The following is an 18,457-nucleotide window of genomic DNA, read 5'->3' as shown; positions in this document are numbered from 1 at the left end:
TCCAGCCACGTGTATGCCGGTTACGCCTCCCAGACCGCGGCGGCCGTGCGGTCGTCCGCGTACCCCTTGAGGCGCAACTGGGTGTCCGCGAGGAAGGCCGCGAGACCGGGCGGCTGCGCATCGGCCCAGCGTGCGGCGAGCTCCGCCGGAAGGGCGGCCTCCTCCCGCATGGGCTCGGCGAGGCCGCCGGAGCACAGGAGCAGGGTGTCCCCCGGACGGGCCACCGAGGCACGGAAGCGGAAGCCGCCGTATGCGTCCTCGTCCGACGCCGGGCCCTCGGCCGGGGCGGCGGGGGGCCCGAGGAGCTCCAGGTCCTGCCATTGGCCCGACCGGAGCCGGAACAGCCCGCCCGCGCCGGCGCCGAAGCACACGCGGGTGCGGCACTGCGGGTCCACCGGGAGCAGCAGGCCGCGCAGGCCGGCGGTGTACGCCGTCTCCGCGAGCCCGAGCTCGGCGGCGCGGGCCCGCAGCCGCCCGTAGCCCCGGTCGGTGAGCCGCTGGAGGCCGGAGCGCAGCGCGTCGCGGCGCCCGGTCAGGATGTCCTCGGCCAGCCGGCCCTGGCTGCGCCCGACGGCCGCCGCGACCGTGCGGCACAGCTCGGCGGCGGCCTCCGCGGCGCCGGGCGCGGCCCGGTCGCCGCCGGCGAGGGCCACCAGGACCAGGGCGTCGTCGCCGCTGCCGAAGCGGGCGGTGAGCAGGAAGTCCCGGCGGGACTCGCCGCGGAAGCGGGCGGAGTCCCCGCGCACGGAGGCGGCGCGCAGGGTGTAGGTGCCGTAGCGGGCCCCCTCCAGCGCCGTATCGGGGATGAGCGCGTCCAGGGCCGCCGGATCGGCCGTCGGCAGCGCGCCCGGCTCGGCGGCGTACGTGGGGGCGCGGTCGCCGAGGTGCCGCACCTCGGGCCGCCGCTCCGCCGCCGGCGGCTGTGGGGCACCGGGCGGCGGTACGGGGCCGGGCCCGGGCCCCTCCTCGGCCGGCGCCTGCCGGCTGCGGGCCGGCAGCCCGGCCGGCGGCGCGGGGGGCACGTCCACATCGCCGAGCGCGTACCCGGTGGCGCCCCCCGCCCTCGGATCGCGGGGCGGCGGCGCCGTGTCGTCCAGGGGCTCGGGGGCGCTGCGCGGACCCGGCACCAGCCCGCGCAGCGGCTGCGGCGGGTACGACGGCGGTGCGGGCACGACCTCCGCCGCGGCGGCGTACTCCCCCGGCAGAGCCGGATAGGCAGGCAGCCCACCCCCGGGCGCGGTCGGGCCCGCTGGCGGCCCCGAAGGCACGGGCGGGGGCGGCTCCGGAGCTAGGCGCGGCTCAGGCGGAAGCTGCGGCGCTGCCGGCGGCCCCTGCCCCGGCCCCACCGGAGCTTCCCGCAGCTCGGGCGGCGGTGGCGGCGCTGCGGGCGGCCCCTGCCGCGGCCCCTCCGGGGTTTGGCGCGGCTCGGGCGGAAGCAACGGCGCTGCCGACGGCCCGTGTCCCGGCCCCACCGGAGCTTCCCGCAGCTCGGGCGGAGGCGGCGGCTCTGCGGGCGGCGCCTCCCCGGCTTGGCGCGGCTCGGGCGGCGCTTGCCGCGGCTCCGCCGGAGCGTTGCGGGGCTCGTCCGGGGCTTGGCGGGGGGCGGGTGGGGTGGGGCGGGGAGGCTGAGGGGGTTCGGGGGCGGGGGGTGTGGCCTCCGTCAGGTCGGCCGCCGAGCGGAACCGGTGGTCCAGGGTGTCCCCCGGGTCCGGCTCCGGGCCCGTGTCCGGAACCTCGTAGAGCTTCTGCCACCAGTCGTCCGCGCCCCGCTGACTCATGCCCTCATTCTCGGCCCGCCGCACGGACGGAAAACGCGGAATGCGCGAAAAGGGTCCGGCGGGCCGGCCGCCCCGCCGGCCGCCTCCCCCGCGACCCGAACGGACCGGCCGGACGTCGCACGCCCGCGCGACCGTGCGTTCGCGAGGGCAGAGCTTTACAGGGGGCCGGGGGATACGGCGATGATGTGCGCGGCGGGTTCGCGCCGTGGCCGCTTTCCGCCAGGCGCTGTGTCGAGAGGTGGGGTGGGCGGGTTGCTGGGTGCGATAGGCCTGGACGAGGGCCAGGAGTCGGCCTACCGCGTGCTGGTGGCGCTGGGGGCGGCGGACGTACCCGACCTCGCGCACCGGCTGAACCAGCCGGTTCCGCAGACCGAACGGGCTGTGCGCCACTTGGAGCGCCACGGGCTGGCGGCTCAGTCAACGGCCCGCCCGGGCCGCTGGGTGGCGGCCCCGCCGGGGGTCGCCCTGGAGACCCTGCTCACGCGGCAGCGGCGCGAGCTGGAGCAGGCCGAGCGGGCGGCGGCGCTACTGGCGCAGGAGTACCGGGCGCGGGCGGCCGAGCCGCAGGTCCACGACCTCGTCGAGGTGGTGCAGGGCGCGAGCGCGGTGGCGCACCGCTTCCACCAGGTGCGGCTCGGCGCGCAGAAGGAAGTGTGCGTGCTGGTCAGCGGCCGGCCGCAGGGGGCGAGTGGGACGGACGACGAGGCCGGGGCACGGGACCGCGTACGCGGTGTCGACCACCGGGTGGTGATCGAGCGGGAGGCGCTGACCCTGCCGGGCGGGATCCGCGAGGCGTCCTCGGCGCTGGCCCGGGGCGAGCAGGTCCGGGTGACGGGACAGGTCCCCACGCGGCTGGTGATCGCGGACCGCACCCTCGCGATGGTCCCGCTGACGGCGGGCGGCCCGGAGCCGACGGCGCTGGTGGTGCACGCGTCGGGGCTGCTGGAATCCCTGACGGGCTTGTTCGAGGCGGTGTGGCGGGAGTCCCTGCCGCTGCGGCTGGGCGCGGCCGGCACGGCCGAGGAGTCGGACGGCTGCCCGGACGCCACGGACCTGGAGATCCTGTCCCTGCTCCTGGCGGGCATGACGGACGCGAGCGTGGCGAAGCACCTGGAGCTCGGCCTGCGCACGGTGCAGCGGCGGGTCAAGGGCCTGATGGAACGCTCCGGGGTCACGACCCGGCTCCAGCTGGGCTGGCACGCGTACGAGCGGGGCTGGGTGGCCCGGTAGCCCCTGGTCGGTCAGGCTGGGCAGATGGACCTGCCTCAGCTGCTCCTGGTGGGGGTGGTGCTGCTGCTCGGGGTGCTGGGGGTGCTGATTCCCGGCGTGCCGGGGACCTGGCTGGTGTGGGCGGGGCTGATGTGGTGGGCCCTGCACCAGCGGTCGGCGCTGGCGTGGTCCCTGCTGGTCGCGGCGACGGCCCTGCTGCTGGTGGTCCAGGTGGTGAAGTGGCAGCTTCCGCCCCGGCGGCTGCGGGGGCTGGGCATCACGCCCCGGATGGCGGTGTTCGCGGGCGCCGGAGCGGTACTGGGCTTCGTCCTGATCCCCGTCCTGGGGGCGGTCCCGGGCTTCGTGGGCGGCGTCTACCTCTGCGAACGGCTCCGCCTCGGCACGCACGGCGAGGCCGGGGCGTCAGTGCGCAGGGTGATGCGGGCGGTCGGGACGAGCGTGCTGGTCGAGCTCTTCGCCTGCCTGCTGGTGGTGGGCGCGTGGGTGGGCGCGGTCGCGGCGGGGGCCTAGGCACCCAGGCGAGCCCGCCTGATCCGCACGAGAAACGCCGGAACCCGGCCCCGCCGGCGGGCGGGGCCGGGCGGGGCCGGGCGGAGCCGGGGGCGGCGTCAGACCCGACCGCCCCGCTTGGCCGCGTAGTTGGACCGGCCCACCGCCGACTTGATGCGCCAGTCACGGCGGATCTCCGCCCGCAGCCGTGCGTCCGTCTTCGCCACGATCCGCTGGTTCTCCCGCAGCAGCTTGCGGTAGCTCTCCAGCCGGCGTTCCGGGAGCTCGCCCGACTCCACGGCGGCCAGCACCGCGCACCCCGGCTCCGCCTCGTGCGCGCAGTCGTGGAAGCGGCACCGCGCCGCGAACTCCTCGATCTCCGAGAAGACCTGACCGACTCCGGCCTCCGCGTCCCAGAGGCCCACGCCCCGCAGTCCGGGCGTGTCGATCAGGACGCCGCCGGCCGGCAGGGCGAGCAGGTTGCGCGTCGTCGTCGTGTGGCGGCCCTTGCCGTCGACCGCGCGGGCCTCCTGGACCTCCATGACCTCGTCGCCGAGCAGCGCGTTGGCCAGGGTGGACTTGCCGGCGCCGGAGATGCCCAGCAGCACGCTGGTGCCGTCGCCCACGACGGCGGCGAGGACGTCGGTGCCCTCCCCGGTGACGGAGGAGACGGTGAGCACCTGGACGCCCGGCGCGGTGGTCTCGACGTCCCGGACGAGGTGCCCGAGCGTGGCCGGGTCCGGGACCAGGTCCGCCTTGGTGAGGACGACCAGCGGCTGCGCCCCGGACTCCCAGGCCAGCGCCAGGAAGCGCTCGATGCGCCCCAGGTCCAGCTCGACGGCGAGGGAGACGGCGATGATCGCGTGGTCGACGTTGGCGGCGAGGATCTGCCCCTCGGACCGCTGGGAGGAGGTGGACCGTACGAAGGCGGTCCGGCGCGGCAGGTACGCCTTCACGTAGCGGGGGTTGCCCGCCGCCTCCACCGCTGCCCAGTCACCCGTGCAGATGACCCGGAGCGGGTCGTGCGGGGTGACGAAGGCGGTGTCGGCGCGGACGAGGCCGTCCGCGGTCATGACGTCGCACTGGCCGCGGTCGACGCGTACGACCCGGCCGGGCAGGAGGCCCTGTGCGGCGTACGGGGTGAACTCGGCCTCCCACGCCTCGTCCCAGCCGTACGGCGTGAGGGCGTGCGAGAGCGGAGCCTGCGGGAAAGAAGAGAAAGACAAGGGGAACCCTTCACAGGGTGGCCCCGGCAGCGCGCGCTCGCTCGGTGCGGCGCGCGAAGAGGTGTGAGGTCAGCCGGAGACCACGGAAGTGACATTGATGGTCTTCTGAGTGCGGGCAGCGCCCTGCGCGACAGTCATCAACTGGCTCACCTCCGGATCATGCACGTACTGACGGTGTCCCCCACCGGTCGGCGGGAGCGGACCCACCGTAACAAGTCCCCCCGGGCGCGCGCTACTTCTTTATCCGCTCGGGGGTGGTTCGCTGAAGTGGTCCAGGAGCCTCTGCTGAAGGCTCTGCAGGACGAGGGACATCTGCTTGAGCATGCCGATGCGGTGCACCGCCGTGGGGGCGTACTCCTCGGCCTCCCGCACGGCCGCCGCGATCATGTACCCGTTCAGGGCGTCCATGCTCGTCGCCGCGTCGAGCCCGGACCCCGTGGGCAGCAGGGAGCGGTCCAGAGGAGTCCCGTCACTGGTCGTCACCTTGGTGACCACCGAGGGCTGCCAGTCCCTGGCGTTGGTGAGCGAGTGGTGGGTGTCGAACCGTACGGTGACCGTTTCCCCTTCGGCGACGGCCACGCTGTAGCGGCCCTCCTCGTCGGTGAACACGTGGTCGATCTCCTTCAGATCGCCGTCGTAGACACTGACCTTGATCATGAAAATCGGACGCTGGTCCGTGGCTGATCGCACTTGGCCGAACACCGGAGTCTCCTCCCGGTCGGACTAACCCTGGACGCACCCCCGCCTCCAGTCTGTGTGCGCCCTACGGCTGCCGCCAGTCCGGCCCCGCGCCCGCCCCGGGTCCGGCCGGGTACGAGGCCTGCGCGCGGCCCGAGGCCGCCCGCAGGGTCAGGCCGCGGGGCGAGCCCGCGTCGCGCAGCGCGTCCGGGACCTCGCAGCGGCCGGCGCCCGCCTCGCAGTGGACCCGGAAGCGGGTGGCGGCGGGCACGGTGAGGGTGAGGCTGCCGGATCCGACCTGGCCGGTGACCTGGTCGGGCGGGGTGACGAAGGCCGCGTGGGCCGCGCCGGAGCCGACCCGGAGGTTCACCTGGGGCGAGGCGAGGTCCGTGGCCCGCAGGCGGCCCGAGGCGACGTCGGCGCGCAGGGCGCCGCGCAGCCCGGTGGCCTCGATCCGGCCGGAGTCGACCTGCGCGTCGACGGGGCCGGTCAGACCGCTGAGGGAGACCCGGCCGGACCCGGCCGTCACCTTCACGGGCAGGTCCGCGGGCACGCTCACTCCCAGCTCGACCGTGCAGCCGCCCCCGCCGGTCAGCCAGAAGCCCCCGCCGGGGCAGTGCGGGGTCAGCCGCAGGGTGTCGCCCAGCCAGCTCTCCTCGATGACGGGCGCCTTGAGCGACCAGCTGACGACGGCGCGGTAGCCGACCTCGTGGTCCGCGCGGGGGCTGACGGTCACGTTCGCGTCGCCGCCCACGATTTCCAGCGCGCTGACCGGGCGGCCGTCGCTGCCGCCGGTCAGGGTGCTGCTGCGGCTGGTCCCGTACGACCACGCCTGCCGGGCGACCGGCACCACGACGAGGAGCGCGCCGAGCACGGCGGCGAGGATCCACGCGCGGCGGTGGCTGCGGCGCGGCGGCGACCCCTTCGCGTCGGCGGCCTCCCGGGCGCCGGGCGCGGTCACGGGGTGCCGTCCAGGAAGCGGAGCACCGCGAGGACCCTGCGGTGGTCGCCGTCGGCGGGCGGCAGGTCCAGCTTGGCGAAGATGCTGTTGATGTGCTTGGCCACGGCGCTCTCACCGACCACCAGTTGGGCGGCGATGCCGGCGTTGGAGCGGCCCTCCGCCATCAGGGCCAGCACCTCCCGCTCGCGCGGGGTGAGCCGCTCCAGCGGATCCGGGCCCCCGCCGCGGCGCAGCAGGAGCTGGGCTACGACCTGCGGGTCGAGCGCGGTGCCGCCGGAGGCCACGCGCCGCAGGGCGTCGATGAACTCCTCGACGTCCGCGACCCGTTGCTTGAGCAGGTAGCCGATGCCGGCGCCGCTGCGGGTGGCCAGCAGGTCGGCGGCGTAGCGCTCCTCCACGTACTGGGACAACAGCAGGACCGCCGTGCCGGGGCACTGCTGACGGATCATCAGGGCGGCGCGGACGCCTTCGTCGGTGAAGCCGGGCGGCATCCGTACGTCGACGAGCGCGAGGTCGGGGCGGTGCTCCTCGACGGCCGCGAGCAGCCCTTCGGCGTCGCCGGTCTCGGCGGCCACCTCGAATCCGGCCATGTCGAGGACTTTGACCAGTCCTATGCGCAGCAGGACGGAGTCCTCGGCGATCACAGCCCGCACGGCAGCTCCACGGTGATGACGGTCGGGCCCCCGAGGGGGCTGCTGATCAGGATGGTTCCGTCGACCGACCTTACGCGTTTGCGCAGGCCGACCAGTCCGGTGCCGAGCGCCGGGTCCGCTCCCCCGACGCCGTCGTCGGTGACGGTCAGGCGCAGCCGGTCGCCCGGGCCGCCGGGGACGCGCTCGACCCGTACGCGACAGCGCTCGGCCCGGGCGTGTTTGGCGACGTTGGCCAGGGCCTCGGACACCACGAAGTAGGCGACGGCCTCGATCGTGGCCCCGGGCCGGGCGCCGATGTCCACGGCCAGCTCGACGGGGAACGGGGCCCGGGCGGCGATCCCGGACAGGGCCGCGTCGAGCCCGCGGTCCTCCAGTACGGCCGGATGCAGGCCCCGTACGAGGTTGTTGAGCTCCTCGATGGCCTCCTTCGCCTCGCGGTGGGCTTCGTCGATGACGGCCTTGGCCTCGGGCGGCAGGTCGGTGAGGGTGGCGCGGGCAATGCCGAGGTTCATCGCGAGGGCGACGAGGCGTTGCTGGGCCCCGTCGTGCAAGTCCCGCTCGATCCTGCGGCGTTCGAGGTCGGCGGCGTCCAGGACGCCCGCCCGGCTCTCGGCGAGGTCCTCGACGCGGCGGGCCAGCTCGCGGGAGCGGTTGGGGCCGAGGAGCGCGGCCGCCGCGAAGGCGTCGAGGCGGGTGAAGAGCGCGGCGAGCCAGGGCGCGGCGAGCAGCAGCAGGGCGCCGCCGACGGTGAACAGGTCCTGGTCGGGGATCCAGTCGGAGCGCGGCAGGGCCCAGGACCACCCGTACACGCCGGCGCCTGCTGCGCCCAGCGTCCAGGCGAGCACCACCAGCGCCCCGGCCGCGGCGCCGAGCGGGCCGGCCAGGAGGTGGTAGGCGTACTGGCGCCAGGTCGCTTCGGAGCGCAGCCGTTCCAGCAGCCCGCGGCGACTCCACCAGCGCTCCTTGCGCACGACCTCCGGGACGTCGAGGCCGAGCAGGGACCAGAAGCGGCTGCGCTGGAGCGCGGTGAGCAACGGGCAGGCGGGGAGGAGCAGGAGCAGGGGGACGGGGCCGCGCGCGGGCGCCGCGCCCGCGGAGGCCAGCGCGAGGAGGGCGGGCAGCGCCGCCGGGATCGCGGCCACCGTGAAGGCGGTGTTGCGCCGGGCCCACGGCGACCACGGCGCGTGGGCGGCGGTCCAGGTGTACGAACGCCTCAGCGCGCCGTGAAATGCCATGCCCGTACGGTAATCGCACTGGTCGGAGGCCTGCCATCACGCTGGTGCCCGGGCGGGGGTGTAGCTGGTGCCACCCCCGGTTGGGACCGTGGGGCTACTGATCGCGGGGGCCGGGCAGACGAGGCTGAGGAAGTGCCCGGGGACGGACCGCCGGGCCGGAAGGAGACCCGCGGCCATGGCACTTGTCGCTCCGCAGATCCGCGCCCGTCAGACCCGTCAGACCCCTCAGACGCGCAGCCCTCGCACACGCAGCGCTCGGACGCGCAGCCCTCAGGCACGCACGGGCCGGCTCGCCGCGGTGTTCACGGCTGCCGGGGTGGCGCTGGTGCCGTGGGTCCTGGTGCTGGCGCGGAACGTGCCGCAGACCACCGAGGTCTCCCACTGGGCCACCGCGTGGATCGGCCTGGACCTGGTGCTGGCCGCCGGACTGACCGGGACGGGCGCGCTGTTGCGCAAACGGGACCCCCGGGCGTCCCCCCTGGCGGCCGCGACGGCCGCACTGCTGCTGATGGACGCCTGGTTCGACGTCACCACCTCGGCCGGGGGCGACGGACGGGCGACGGCGCTGCTGCTGGCGGCGGGAGCGGAGCTGCCGCTGGCGGTGGCCCTGGCCGTGGTCGCGGCCCGCACGGCCCGAGGCCAGGGCGCCCCGTCCCGCGCCGGTCAGTGCTTGCGCAGCCGCGCGGAGTAGTCCTCCGGCGGCAGGAACTTCGACCAGCGCTCGGGGAACTCCGACGGCATGCCCTCGTCCTCGTCGTCCTCCGACTCGCCCTCGGCCATCGCCCGCCAGGCCGCGGCCCGCGCGATCAGCTGCGCGGCCTCCGCCTCGCGGGCCCGCTCGTTCGCCTCGCGGGCCGCCGCCGTGGCCACCGACGGCCAGACGCGGTCGATCGCGGCGTTGACGGCCGCGCCGACGAGCACCGCGAAGGCGGAGATGCCGATCCACAGCAGCACCGCCACGGGGGCGGCCAGTGAGCCGTAGATCGTCGGGCCCTCCACCGTGTTGGTGAGGTAGATCCGCAGCAGGAACGAGCCCAGCACCCACATCGCGAGGGCCACCAGCGCGCCCGGCACGTCCTCGATCCACGGCGAGCGCACCGGTACGGACACGTGGTAGAGCGTCGTCAGGAAGGCGATGGACAGCAGGGTCACCGTCGGCCAGTACAGGACAGCGATCACCTCGGTGCCCCAGGGCACCAGCCTCACGACCGCATCGGGCCCCACCACCATCAGCGGCAGCACGATCGCGCCGATCAGCAGCGCGATGACGTAGAGCAGGAACGCCAGCAGCCGGGTCTTGACGATGCCGCGGTGCCCGTCGAGCCCGTACATCACGGTGATGGTGTCGATGAAGACGTTGACGGCGCGGGACCCGGACCACAGGGCGAAGGCGAAACCGAGCGAGATCAGGTCGGGGCGGCCGCGCCCGGTGACGTCGTCCAGGAGGGGCCGGGCGATGTCGTTGACGCCCCGGTCGGACAGGACCGTGCCGACCGCGCGCAGGATGTTCTCCTCGATACTCTCGACGGTGCGGGTGTCCGTCCAGCCGTCGACGTAGCCGAGCAGGCCCAGCAGGCCGAGGAAGAGCGGGGGCAGCGAGAGCAGCGTGAAGAAGGCCGCCTCGGCCGCGAGACCGAGGATGCGGTACTCGATGCACGAGTTGACGGTGTCCTTCAGCAGCAGCCAGCCCATCTTCCTCTTGGAGACGTTGCGGTAGAGGGCGCGGGCCCGGTGGAGCCGTCCCGGGGGTCCCGGGATCCGCTCGGCTGCTTCTTTTGCTGGCTGCACGTCCTTACGGTAGCCGTATGGCAGCCACCACCCACACAGTCAGCAACCAGCCCCCGCCCCTCGTGGGCTACAACGCCTACGACGGCGACCGGGCCCTCACCGAGGGCGTCGAGCGTCACCTGGCGTCCGCGGATCCGCAGCTCCTCGACGAGGTGAGGGGCGAGCTCACCACCATGGGGCGGGCCGCGGGATCGGAGCAGGCCCAGGGATGGGGGGTGCAGGCGAACGAGAACCCGCCGAAGCTGCGCACACATGACCGATACGGCAACCGGATCGACGAGGTGGAGTTCCACCCGGCCTGGCACCGGCTGCTCGGCCACGCGGTGACCTCCGGGCTCACCGACGCCTGGGGGCGTCCGGCCGGTCATCTGCGCCGCGCCGCCGGATTCTTCGTCTGGTCGCAGGCCGAGGCGGGGCACGGCTGCCCGGTCTCGATGACGCATGCCGCCGTGCCGGCGCTGCGGGCCGATCCGGAGCTGGCCGCCGAGTGGGAGCCGCGGCTGACCTCGCACGTGTACGAGGAGGGGCTGCGGCCGCCCGCGCAGAAGGCCGGCGTGCTCTTCGGCATGGGCATGACGGAGAAGCAGGGCGGCAGTGACGTACGGGCGAACACGACGACGGCGGTGGCGCTGGACACCCCGGGCGAGTACCTGCTGACCGGGCACAAGTGGTTCTGCTCGGCGCCGATGTGCGACGGCTTCCTGGTGCTGGCGCAGGCGCCGGGAGGGCTGACGTGCTTCCTGGTGCCGCGGGTGCTGCCGGACGGCACGCGCAACGTCTTCGCGATCCAGCGGCTGAAGGACAAGCTGGGCAACCGGTCGAACGCGTCGAGCGAGGTGGAGTTCGACGGGACCTGGGCGCAGCGGGTCGGCGAGGAGGGCCGGGGGGTGCGGACCATCATCGAGATGGTCGCGGCGACCCGGCTGGACTGCGTCGTCGGCTCGGCGTCGCTGATGCGGCAGGCGCTGACGCAGGCGGTCCACCACGCGGAGCACCGCTCCGCTTTCGGAGCACCTCTCATCGACCAGCCGCTGATGCGCAACGTGCTCGCCGACCTCGCCCTGGAGTCGGAGGCGGCCACCACGCTCGCCCTGCGTCTGGCGGCCGCCTACGACGCCGGGACGGACCAGGAGAAGGCCTTCCTGCGCCTCGCCGTGCCCGCCGCGAAGTACTGGGTGACCAAGCGCTGTACGCCGATGGTGGCGGAGGCACTGGAGTGTCTGGGGGGCAACGGCTACGTCGAGGAGTCGGGACTGCCCAGACTGCTGCGCGAATCCCCGCTGAACTCCATCTGGGAGGGCTCGGGCAACGTACAGGCGCTGGACGTACTGCGGGCGCTCCAGCGGGAGCCGCAGGCGCTGAACGCCTTCCTCCAGGAGGTCGGCCTGGCGCGCGGCGCCGACCACCGGCTGGATTCGGCCATCAAGGGCCTGCTGACCGAGCTCGCCGACCTGGAGGGCGTGGAGGCCCGCGCCCGCCGGGTGGTGGAGCGCATGGCGCTGGTGCTGCAGGGCTCGCTGCTGGTGCGGTGGGCTCCGCCGGAGGTCGCCGACGCCTTCTGCGCCTCGCGGCTGGGGGGTGACTGGGGCGCGGCCTTCGGCACGCTGCCGCACAGCCTCGACCTGGGCGCGGTGGTGGAACGGGCGCGGATCTCGGGCTAGGCGGGAGGCGCGGAGAGGGGCGGGAGGGCTGTCCGGGGGCCGCCGGGCACCCCGCTTCCCCCCTGCGGTCGGCGGTCCCCACACCGCTCCCGGCCCCGATCCGGGCCCGTTGACCTGGAGCAGAGGTGGCGCCGCGCCGACTCGGCACCACCCCTGGTCCGTGAAGCCCCGAGGAGGAGCTGTCACGCCGCTCAGCGGCGTGCGCACAGTTTCGGTCGCCGGGCCTGGACTTGGCGAGAGTTGCATACCGTTGCAACCTGTGAGTCGGCTGCCGCCCGTCGGGGTGCCAGGGGAAGCGGTGCACGCGGACCGCCGGGCGGCTTTCGTCGTACGTCCTGTTCGCACGGGGAGGTTCCGGTGGCCGATACCACAGGCAGCACGGTCGATGTGGCGCGCATCTCGGCCATGGACGCGCGGGAGGCCGCGCGTCTGCTCAAGGGAGTACGGGCGGCCGCGCTGGCCGGGGCCCGCCCGCCGGCCGCGCCGAGACCGGAGATCGCCGAGTCCTGGCGCCGGATGATGGCGGGCGGCGTCCACCCGGACCGGGACGCGCGCTCGCGGATGCTGTCGGCCGCCGAGACCGAGGAGCGGCGGCACGTGTCGCCGCTGCGGGAAATCCTTCCGGTCCTGCGCGAGGGGCTGCTGCCCGCGCTGGACGAGACGCTGCACATCATGGTCGTCGCGGACGCGGACGGGCGGCTGCTGTGGCGCGAGGGCCACCGCGCCATCCTGCGCAAGGCGGACCGGCTCGGCTTCGGCGTCGGCGCCGACTGGGACGAGGCCGTGGTCGGTACGAACGGGGTGGGCACCGCCCTGGTGGCCCGGCGGCCCGTACAGGTGTTCTCGGCGGAGCACTTCGTCTCCAGCCACCACGACTGGACCTGCGCGGGGGCGCCCGTACGGGATCCGCGCGACGGGCGGCTGCTGGGCGTGGTCGACGTCAGCGGGCCGCTGGCGACCATGCATCCGGCGACGCTGGCGTGGGTGACCTCGGTGGCCCGGCTCGCGGAGCGGGAGCTGCGGATCCGTCACCTGGAGTCGCTGGAGCGGCTGCGGGCGACGGCCGCCCCGCTGCTGGCCCGGCTGCCCGGGCGGGCGCTGGTCGTGGACCCCAACGGCTGGACGGCGGCGGTGACGGGGCTGGCCCCCGCGGACCGGATCCCGCTGCCGAAGACCTTCGGGCCGGGCCGGGTGTGGGTGCCGCGGCTCGGTCACTGCGTGGTGGAGCCGCTGCCCGGCGGCTGGCTGCTGCGGGTCGCGCATGAGCGTACGAGCACGGCCGCGACCCGGATCGTCCTGGACCTGAGCCGGCCGGGTTCCTGGTCGGCGACGGTGTACGGGGCCTCCGGGAGCTGGGCGCACGAGCTGAGCCCGCGCCACGCGGAGCTGCTGTTCCTGCTGGCGGAGAGCCCGCGGGGGCGCTCGGCGGCGGAGCTGGCCACCGAGCTGTTCGGAGATCCGGCGCGCACGGTGACGGTCCGGGCGGAGCTCTCGCGCGTACGCCGCCACCTCGCGGGCGTGCTGGCCCACCGGCCGTACCGCTTCGCCCAGGACGTGGAGGTGGAGCTGATCCGCCCCCAGGACCCGGCCGCGCTGCTCCCGCACTCCACCGCCCCGGCGGTGGTCCGGGCCCGCCTGGGGTACGGGGGGCCGGGCATGGTTCCCTGAAGTGCATGAGCACCATCACCCTCACCACCTGGTCCCTGGAAATGACCTCCCCGGCGGAGCTGGTCCCGGCGGCCCCTCCGGGCCCGGAGGTCACGATCGCCCGGGCGGAGGTCCCCTCCCCCGAGTTCAGCCGCTTCCTGTACGCGTCCGTGGGCGGTGACATCCACTGGACGGACCGGCTCTCGCTGACCCGCGCGCAGTGGGTGGAGCAGCTGGGCCGGCCGGGGGTGGAGACGTGGGTGGCGTACGACCGGGGCACGCCGGCGGGCTACGTCGAGCTCGACCCGCAGGACGACGGTGTGGTGGAGATCATGTACTTCGGGCTGCTCCCGGACTTCCGCGGCCGGCGGATCGGCGGGCACCTGCTGTCGGTGGGCGTCGCGCGCGCCTGGTCCCTCGCGGAGCGCTGGCCGGAGCGTGAGGCGACCCGCCGGGTGTGGCTGCACACGTGCAGCCAGGACGGTCCGACGGCGATGGACAACTACCTCAAGCGCGGCTTCAAGCTCTTCCGGACGGAGACCTCCCAGAAGGAAGCCGCCCCCACCCCGGGACCGTGGCCCGGCGCGTAAGAGGTGTGACCGCCGTCACCCATCCCACGATCCGGGACGACTTCGTCCGGATCGTGGACAGTAGTGGACTCCTCCAAGACGCCCATGACACGCTTCCGCCATGAATGGAGCTGGAATTGCCTTGGTGAGTCGGCGGCACGTCGACCTCGGCCGCATGTCCAGCGCCATCTGTCCGGCCCGCTGAACGAACCAGCCACGCCGCACATCGACGTCGTCCCCGCCGCCGCGGACGCGTCGGTCATCCGCAAAGCCCCCTGAAGGCCGAACACCGCCCCCGCATGCCGGAAACCCCGACATAAGGGCGGAAATCAGCCGCACCTGCTCAGAGACTCCCGCGTGACAGGGGCGCGCCGCCGCTCTCCCCTGCCCCCTTGAGCCGTTGAAGAAGGACGTATCCGCCATGGCCGCCACCCCCGAAACGCCCGCAGCCGCTGCCGCCGCGCGCCGCAAGACCGGCCGTCACCGCGGCGAGGGCCAGTGGGCGGTCGGCCACCACACGCCCCTCAACGGCAACGAGCAGTTCAAAAGGGACGACGACGGTCTCAACGTGCGGACGCGCATTGAGACGATCTACTCCCAGCGCGGCTTCGACTCGATCGACCCCAACGACCTGCGCGGCCGGATGCGCTGGTGGGGCCTCTACACCCAGCGCAAGCCCGGGATCGACGGCGGCAAGACCGCGATCCTGGAGCCGGAGGAGCTGGACGACAAGTACTTCATGCTGCGCGTGCGCATCGACGGCGGCCGGCTGACCACCGAGCAGCTGCGCGTCATCGGTGAGGTTTCCGAGGAGTTCGCGCGCGGCACCGCCGACCTCACCGACCGCCAGAACGTGCAGTACCACTGGATCCGGATCGAGGACGTCCCGGAGATCTGGCGCCGCCTGGAGGCCGTCGGCCTGTCCACCACCGAAGCCTGCGGTGACACGCCCCGCGTCATCCTCGGTTCGCCCGTGGCCGGCATCGCCCAGGACGAGATCATCGACGGCACCCCCGCCATCGACGAGATCTACCGCCGCATCGTGGGCAACCCCGACTTCTCGAACCTGCCCCGCAAGTTCAAGTCCGCGATCTCCGGCTCGCCGCTGCTCGACGTGGCGCACGAGATCAACGACATCGCCTTCGTCGGCGTGAACCACCCCGAGCACGGTCCCGGCTTCGACGTCTGGGTCGGCGGCGGCCTGTCCACCAACCCCAAGCTCGGTGTGCGCCTGGGCACCTGGGTCTCGCTCGACGAGGTCCCGGACGTGTACGAGGGCGTCATCTCGATCTTCCGCGACTACGGCTACCGGCGTCTGCGCACCCGCGCCCGCCTGAAGTTCCTCGTCGCCGACTGGGGCCCGGCCAAGTTCCGCCAGGTCCTGGAGGACGAGTACCTGAAGCGGAAGCTGACCGACGGCCCCGCGCCGGAGCAGCCGACCGGCCAGTGGCGCGACCACGTCGGCGTGCACCAGCAGCAGGACGGCAGGTTCTACGTCGGCTTCGCGCCGCGGGTCGGCCGCGTCGACGGCGCCACCCTCACCAAGATCGCCGACATCGCCGAGCAGCACGGTTCCGGCCGGCTGCGCACCACCGCCGAGCAGAAGATGATCGTCCTCGACATCGAGGCCGACCGGGTCGACTCGGTGGTCGCGGCCCTGGAGGCGCTGGACCTGCGGGTCAAGCCGTCCCCGTTCCGCCGCGGCACGATGGCCTGCACCGGCATCGAATTCTGCAAGCTGGCCATCGTCGAGACCAAGGCGCGCGGCGCCTCGCTGATCGACGAGCTGGAGCGCCGCCTGCCGGACTTCGCCGAGCCGATCACCATCAACATCAACGGCTGCCCGAACGCCTGCGCCCGTATCCAGGTGGCGGACATCGGTCTCAAGGGCCAGCTGGTCCTGGACGACGACGGCAACCAGGTGGAGGGCTACCAGGTCCACCTGGGCGGCGCCCTCGGCCTGGAGGCCGGCTTCGGCCGCAAGGTCCGCGGCCTCAAGGTGACCTCCGCCGGTCTGCCCGACTACGTCGAGCGGGTCGTCACGCGGTACGAGGAGCAGCGCGAGGACGGCGAGCGCTTCGCGGCCTGGGTCGCCCGCGCGGACGAGAAGAGCCTGTCGTGAGCGAGCGCGCCGCACCGTTCTACTGCCCGTACTGCGGCGACGAGGACCTGTTTCCCCACGAGACGGGTCACGGCGCCTGGGAATGCAGGGCCTGCAATCGAGCCTTCCAGCTGAAGTACCTCGGGCTGCTGGCCCGGGGCGTTCGGCCCGACACCGCTGGAGGGGACGAGATATGACCACCACTCAAGACGCCGGTCTCAAGGCCGCGGCCGAGAGGGCCGCGACGCTCAAGAGCCTGGCCGAGCAGGCCGGCCGGGACCTGGAGGACGCCTCCGCGCTGGAGGTCCTCACCTGGGCGGCGCAGACCTTCGGGAAGAAGTTCGCCGTGACCTCCTCGATGGAGGACGCGGTCGTCGCCCACCTGGCCTCCCGCGCCTTCCCCGGCGTGGACGTGGTCTTCCTCGACACGGGCTACCACTTCGAGGAGACGATCGGCACCCGCGACGCGGTCGAGGCCGTGATGGACGTCAACGTCATCACCCTGACCCCGCGCCAGACGGTGGCCGAACAGGACGCGCAGTACGGCCCGAAGCTGCACGACCGCGACCCGGACCTGTGCTGCGCGCTGCGCAAGGTCAAGCCGCTGGAGGAGGGCCTGACCGCGTACGACGCGTGGGCGACGGGCCTGCGCCGCGACGAGTCCCCGACCAGGGCGAACACCCCGGTGGTCGGCTGGGACGAGAAGCGGCAGAAGGTCAAGATCTCGCCGATCGCCCGCTGGACCCAGGACGACGTGGACGCCTACGTCGCCGAGCACGGCGTGCTCACCAACCCGCTGCTGATGGACGGGTACGCCTCGGTCGGCTGCGCCCCCTGCACCCGCCGCGTGGCGCAGGGCGAGGACGCGCGGGCCGGCCGCTGGGCCGGGCGGGGCAAGACCGAGTGCGGACTGCACGGCTGATGACGACGAGCGAAGAACGTACGGAGACGAAGCAGATGAGCGTGAGCGACCAGGGCGCCACCGTGTGGCTGACCGGGCTGCCGAGCGCGGGCAAGACCACCATCGCCTACGCGCTGGCCGAGCGGCTGCGCGCCGAGGGCCACCGCGTGGAGGTGCTCGACGGGGACGAGATCCGCGAGTTCCTCTCCGCCGGCCTCGGCTTCACCCGCGAGGACCGGCACACCAACGTGCAGCGGATCGGCTTCGTCGCCGAACTCCTCGCGAGCAACGGCGTCAAGGCGCTCGTGCCGGTGATCGCGCCGTTCGCGGACAGCCGTGAGGCCGTCCGCGAGCGGCACGCGGCCGCGGAGACGAACTACCTGGAGGTCCACGTGGCCACCCCGGTGGAGGTCTGCTCCGAGCGTGACGTGAAGGGCCTGTACGCCAAGCAGGCGGCGGGCGAGATCTCCGGTCTGACCGGGGTCGACGACCCGTACGAGGCTCCGGAGTCCCCGGACCTCCGTATCGAGTCGCACACGCAGACCGTGCAGGAGTCGGCTTCGGCCCTGCACGCGCTGCTCACCGAGAGGGGTCTGGCATGACCACCGCCGCACACGTGCACGCCGAGTCCGGCGCGGACGCGCCCTACGCGCTGTCGCACCTCGACGCCCTCGAATCCGAGGCCGTGCACATCTTCCGCGAGGTGGCGGGCGAGTTCGAGAAGCCGGTGATCCTCTTCTCCGGCGGCAAGGACTCCATCGTCATGCTGCACCTGGCGCTGAAGGCGTTCGCGCCGGCGCCGGTGCCCTTCACGCTGCTGCACGTCGACACGGGACACAACTTCCCCGAGGTGCTGGAGTACCGCGACCGCACGGTGGCCAAGCACGGACTGCGCCTGCACGTGGCGTCCGTGCAGGACTACATCGACGCGGGCAAGCTGCGCGAGCGTCCGGACGGCACCCGCAACCCGCTGCAGACGCTCCCGCTGACCGAGGCGATCCAGCAGCACCGCTTCGACGCCGTCTTCGGCGGCGGCCGCCGCGACGAGGAGAAGGCCCGCGCCAAGGAGCGGGTGTTCAGCCTGCGCGACGAGTTCTCCCAGTGGGACCCGCGCCGCCAGCGCCCCGAGCTGTGGCAGCTCTACAACGGCCGCCACGCCCCCGGCGAGCACGTGCGCGTCTTCCCGCTCTCCAACTGGACCGAGCTGGACGTGTGGCAGTACATCGCCCGCGAGGGCATCGAACTGCCGGAGATCTACTTCGCCCACGAGCGCGAGGTCTTCCTGCGGAGCGGCATGTGGCTGACGGCCGGCGAGTGGGGCGGGCCGAAGGAGGGCGAGACGCCCGAGACGCGTCTCATCCGTTACCGCACCGTCGGTGACATGTCGTGCACCGGCGCCGTCGACTCCGACGCCGCCACGCTGGACGCCGTGATCGCCGAGATCGCCGTCTCCCGCCTCACCGAGCGGGGTGCCACCCGCGCCGACGACAAGATGTCCGAGGCCGCGATGGAAGACCGCAAGCGCGAAGGGTACTTCTAG

General features: G+C 73.8%; 19 protein-coding genes. 12 read left to right on the top strand and 7 right to left on the bottom strand.

What is annotated here, in order from left to right; genetic code table 11:
- Window positions 1-20: 20 nt before the first annotated feature.
- On the bottom strand, window positions 21-1,172 hold the full coding sequence (locus ACF059_RS09975; protein WP_392053992.1) for a protein phosphatase 2C domain-containing protein: 1,152 nt from the start codon (window positions 1,170-1,172) through the stop codon (window positions 21-23).
- Between the two features lie 858 nt (window positions 1,173-2,030).
- Here ACF059_RS09975 and ACF059_RS09970 point away from each other — a divergent pair.
- A complete protein-coding gene (locus ACF059_RS09970; protein WP_392053989.1) occupies window positions 2,031-3,008 on the top strand; it encodes a helix-turn-helix domain-containing protein in 978 nt (325 codons plus the stop codon).
- 24 nt (window positions 3,009-3,032) lie between these two features.
- On the top strand, window positions 3,033-3,518 hold the full coding sequence (locus ACF059_RS09965; RefSeq protein ID WP_392053986.1) for a DUF456 domain-containing protein: 486 nt from the start codon (window positions 3,033-3,035) through the stop codon (window positions 3,516-3,518).
- A 98-nt stretch (window positions 3,519-3,616) separates the two neighbouring features.
- On the opposite strand, the gene rsgA is transcribed toward ACF059_RS09965, so the two are convergent.
- From rsgA to ACF059_RS09940, 5 genes are all read right to left on the bottom strand, one after another.
- Window positions 3,617-4,723, bottom strand: coding sequence for a ribosome small subunit-dependent GTPase A (gene rsgA, locus ACF059_RS09960; RefSeq protein ID WP_392053983.1), 1,107 nt, complete (start codon window positions 4,721-4,723; stop codon window positions 3,617-3,619).
- A 240-nt stretch (window positions 4,724-4,963) separates the two neighbouring features.
- Window positions 4,964-5,380: a carboxypeptidase regulatory-like domain-containing protein gene (locus ACF059_RS09955; protein ID WP_392053980.1), complete on the bottom strand. Its 417-nt coding sequence runs from the start codon at window positions 5,378-5,380 to the stop codon at window positions 4,964-4,966.
- A gap of 106 nt (window positions 5,381-5,486) precedes the next feature.
- Complete coding sequence (locus ACF059_RS09950) at window positions 5,487-6,362, bottom strand: hypothetical protein (protein ID WP_392053977.1); 876 nt, start codon at window positions 6,360-6,362, stop codon at window positions 5,487-5,489.
- Window positions 6,359-7,015 carry a response regulator gene (locus tag ACF059_RS09945; RefSeq protein ID WP_392053974.1) on the bottom strand — a complete coding sequence of 219 codons (657 nt, stop codon included), beginning with the start codon at window positions 7,013-7,015 and terminating at the stop codon, window positions 6,359-6,361. Before ACF059_RS09945 ends, ACF059_RS09950 begins: the two co-directional genes overlap by 4 nt.
- Window positions 7,003-8,250 carry a sensor histidine kinase gene (locus tag ACF059_RS09940; protein ID WP_392053971.1) on the bottom strand — a complete coding sequence of 416 codons (1,248 nt, stop codon included), beginning with the start codon at window positions 8,248-8,250 and terminating at the stop codon, window positions 7,003-7,005. The genes ACF059_RS09945 and ACF059_RS09940 overlap by 13 nt, the downstream gene beginning before the upstream one ends.
- Window positions 8,251-8,425: 175 nt before the next feature.
- Between ACF059_RS09940 and ACF059_RS09935 the strand changes: the two genes are divergently transcribed.
- A complete protein-coding gene (locus tag ACF059_RS09935) occupies window positions 8,426-8,941 on the top strand; it encodes a hypothetical protein (RefSeq protein WP_392053968.1) in 516 nt (171 codons plus the stop codon).
- Here ACF059_RS09935 and ACF059_RS09930 read toward each other — a convergent pair.
- Window positions 8,914-10,038 (bottom strand): YihY/virulence factor BrkB family protein, encoded by a 1,125-nt coding sequence (locus ACF059_RS09930; RefSeq protein WP_392053965.1) that lies wholly within the window; start codon window positions 10,036-10,038, stop codon window positions 8,914-8,916. The genes ACF059_RS09935 and ACF059_RS09930 overlap by 28 nt on opposite strands.
- 17 nt (window positions 10,039-10,055) lie before the next feature.
- On the opposite strand from ACF059_RS09930, the gene ACF059_RS09925 reads away from it, so the two are divergent.
- The 9 genes from ACF059_RS09925 to cysD all read left to right on the top strand — a co-directional run bounded on the left by ACF059_RS09925 (window position 10,056) and on the right by cysD (window position 18,457).
- A complete protein-coding gene (locus tag ACF059_RS09925; RefSeq protein ID WP_392053962.1) occupies window positions 10,056-11,699 on the top strand; it encodes an acyl-CoA dehydrogenase family protein in 1,644 nt (547 codons plus the stop codon).
- Window positions 11,700-12,104: 405 nt separating this feature from the next.
- On the top strand, window positions 12,105-13,367 hold the full coding sequence (locus ACF059_RS09920) for a GAF domain-containing protein (protein ID WP_392056567.1): 1,263 nt from the start codon (window positions 12,105-12,107) through the stop codon (window positions 13,365-13,367).
- A 5-nt stretch (window positions 13,368-13,372) separates the two neighbouring features.
- The gene (locus ACF059_RS09915) at window positions 13,373-13,936 is read left to right on the top strand and encodes a GNAT family N-acetyltransferase (RefSeq protein ID WP_392053959.1); all 564 of its coding nucleotides are present in this window, start codon (window positions 13,373-13,375) and stop codon (window positions 13,934-13,936) included.
- A 100-nt stretch (window positions 13,937-14,036) separates the two neighbouring features.
- Window positions 14,037-14,120, top strand: a complete 84-nt coding sequence (locus tag ACF059_RS09910) for a putative leader peptide (protein ID WP_312847410.1) — start codon at window positions 14,037-14,039, stop codon at window positions 14,118-14,120.
- 216 nt (window positions 14,121-14,336) lie between these two features.
- Window positions 14,337-16,037: a nitrite/sulfite reductase gene (locus ACF059_RS09905; RefSeq protein WP_392053956.1), complete on the top strand. Its 1,701-nt coding sequence runs from the start codon at window positions 14,337-14,339 to the stop codon at window positions 16,035-16,037.
- Window positions 16,034-16,213 (top strand): hypothetical protein, encoded by a 180-nt coding sequence (locus tag ACF059_RS09900; protein WP_361952837.1) that lies wholly within the window; start codon window positions 16,034-16,036, stop codon window positions 16,211-16,213. The genes ACF059_RS09905 and ACF059_RS09900 overlap by 4 nt, the downstream gene beginning before the upstream one ends.
- Window positions 16,210-16,938: a phosphoadenylyl-sulfate reductase gene (locus tag ACF059_RS09895; protein ID WP_392053953.1), complete on the top strand. Its 729-nt coding sequence runs from the start codon at window positions 16,210-16,212 to the stop codon at window positions 16,936-16,938. The genes ACF059_RS09900 and ACF059_RS09895 overlap by 4 nt, the downstream gene beginning before the upstream one ends.
- Window positions 16,939-16,973: 35 nt before the next feature.
- Complete coding sequence (gene cysC, locus ACF059_RS09890; protein ID WP_392056564.1) at window positions 16,974-17,519, top strand: adenylyl-sulfate kinase; 546 nt, start codon at window positions 16,974-16,976, stop codon at window positions 17,517-17,519.
- Entirely contained in the window at window positions 17,516-18,457 is a 942-nt protein-coding gene (cysD, locus tag ACF059_RS09885; RefSeq protein WP_392053950.1) for a sulfate adenylyltransferase subunit CysD, read from the top strand. The genes cysC and cysD overlap by 4 nt, the downstream gene beginning before the upstream one ends.

It is taken from the genome of Streptomyces sp. NPDC016562, assembly GCF_043076955.1.
GTDB lineage: Bacteria > Actinomycetota > Actinomycetes > Streptomycetales > Streptomycetaceae > Streptomyces.
Note: the sequence above shows the minus strand (reverse complement) of the source record. Positions and strands in the feature narration are given on the sequence as shown.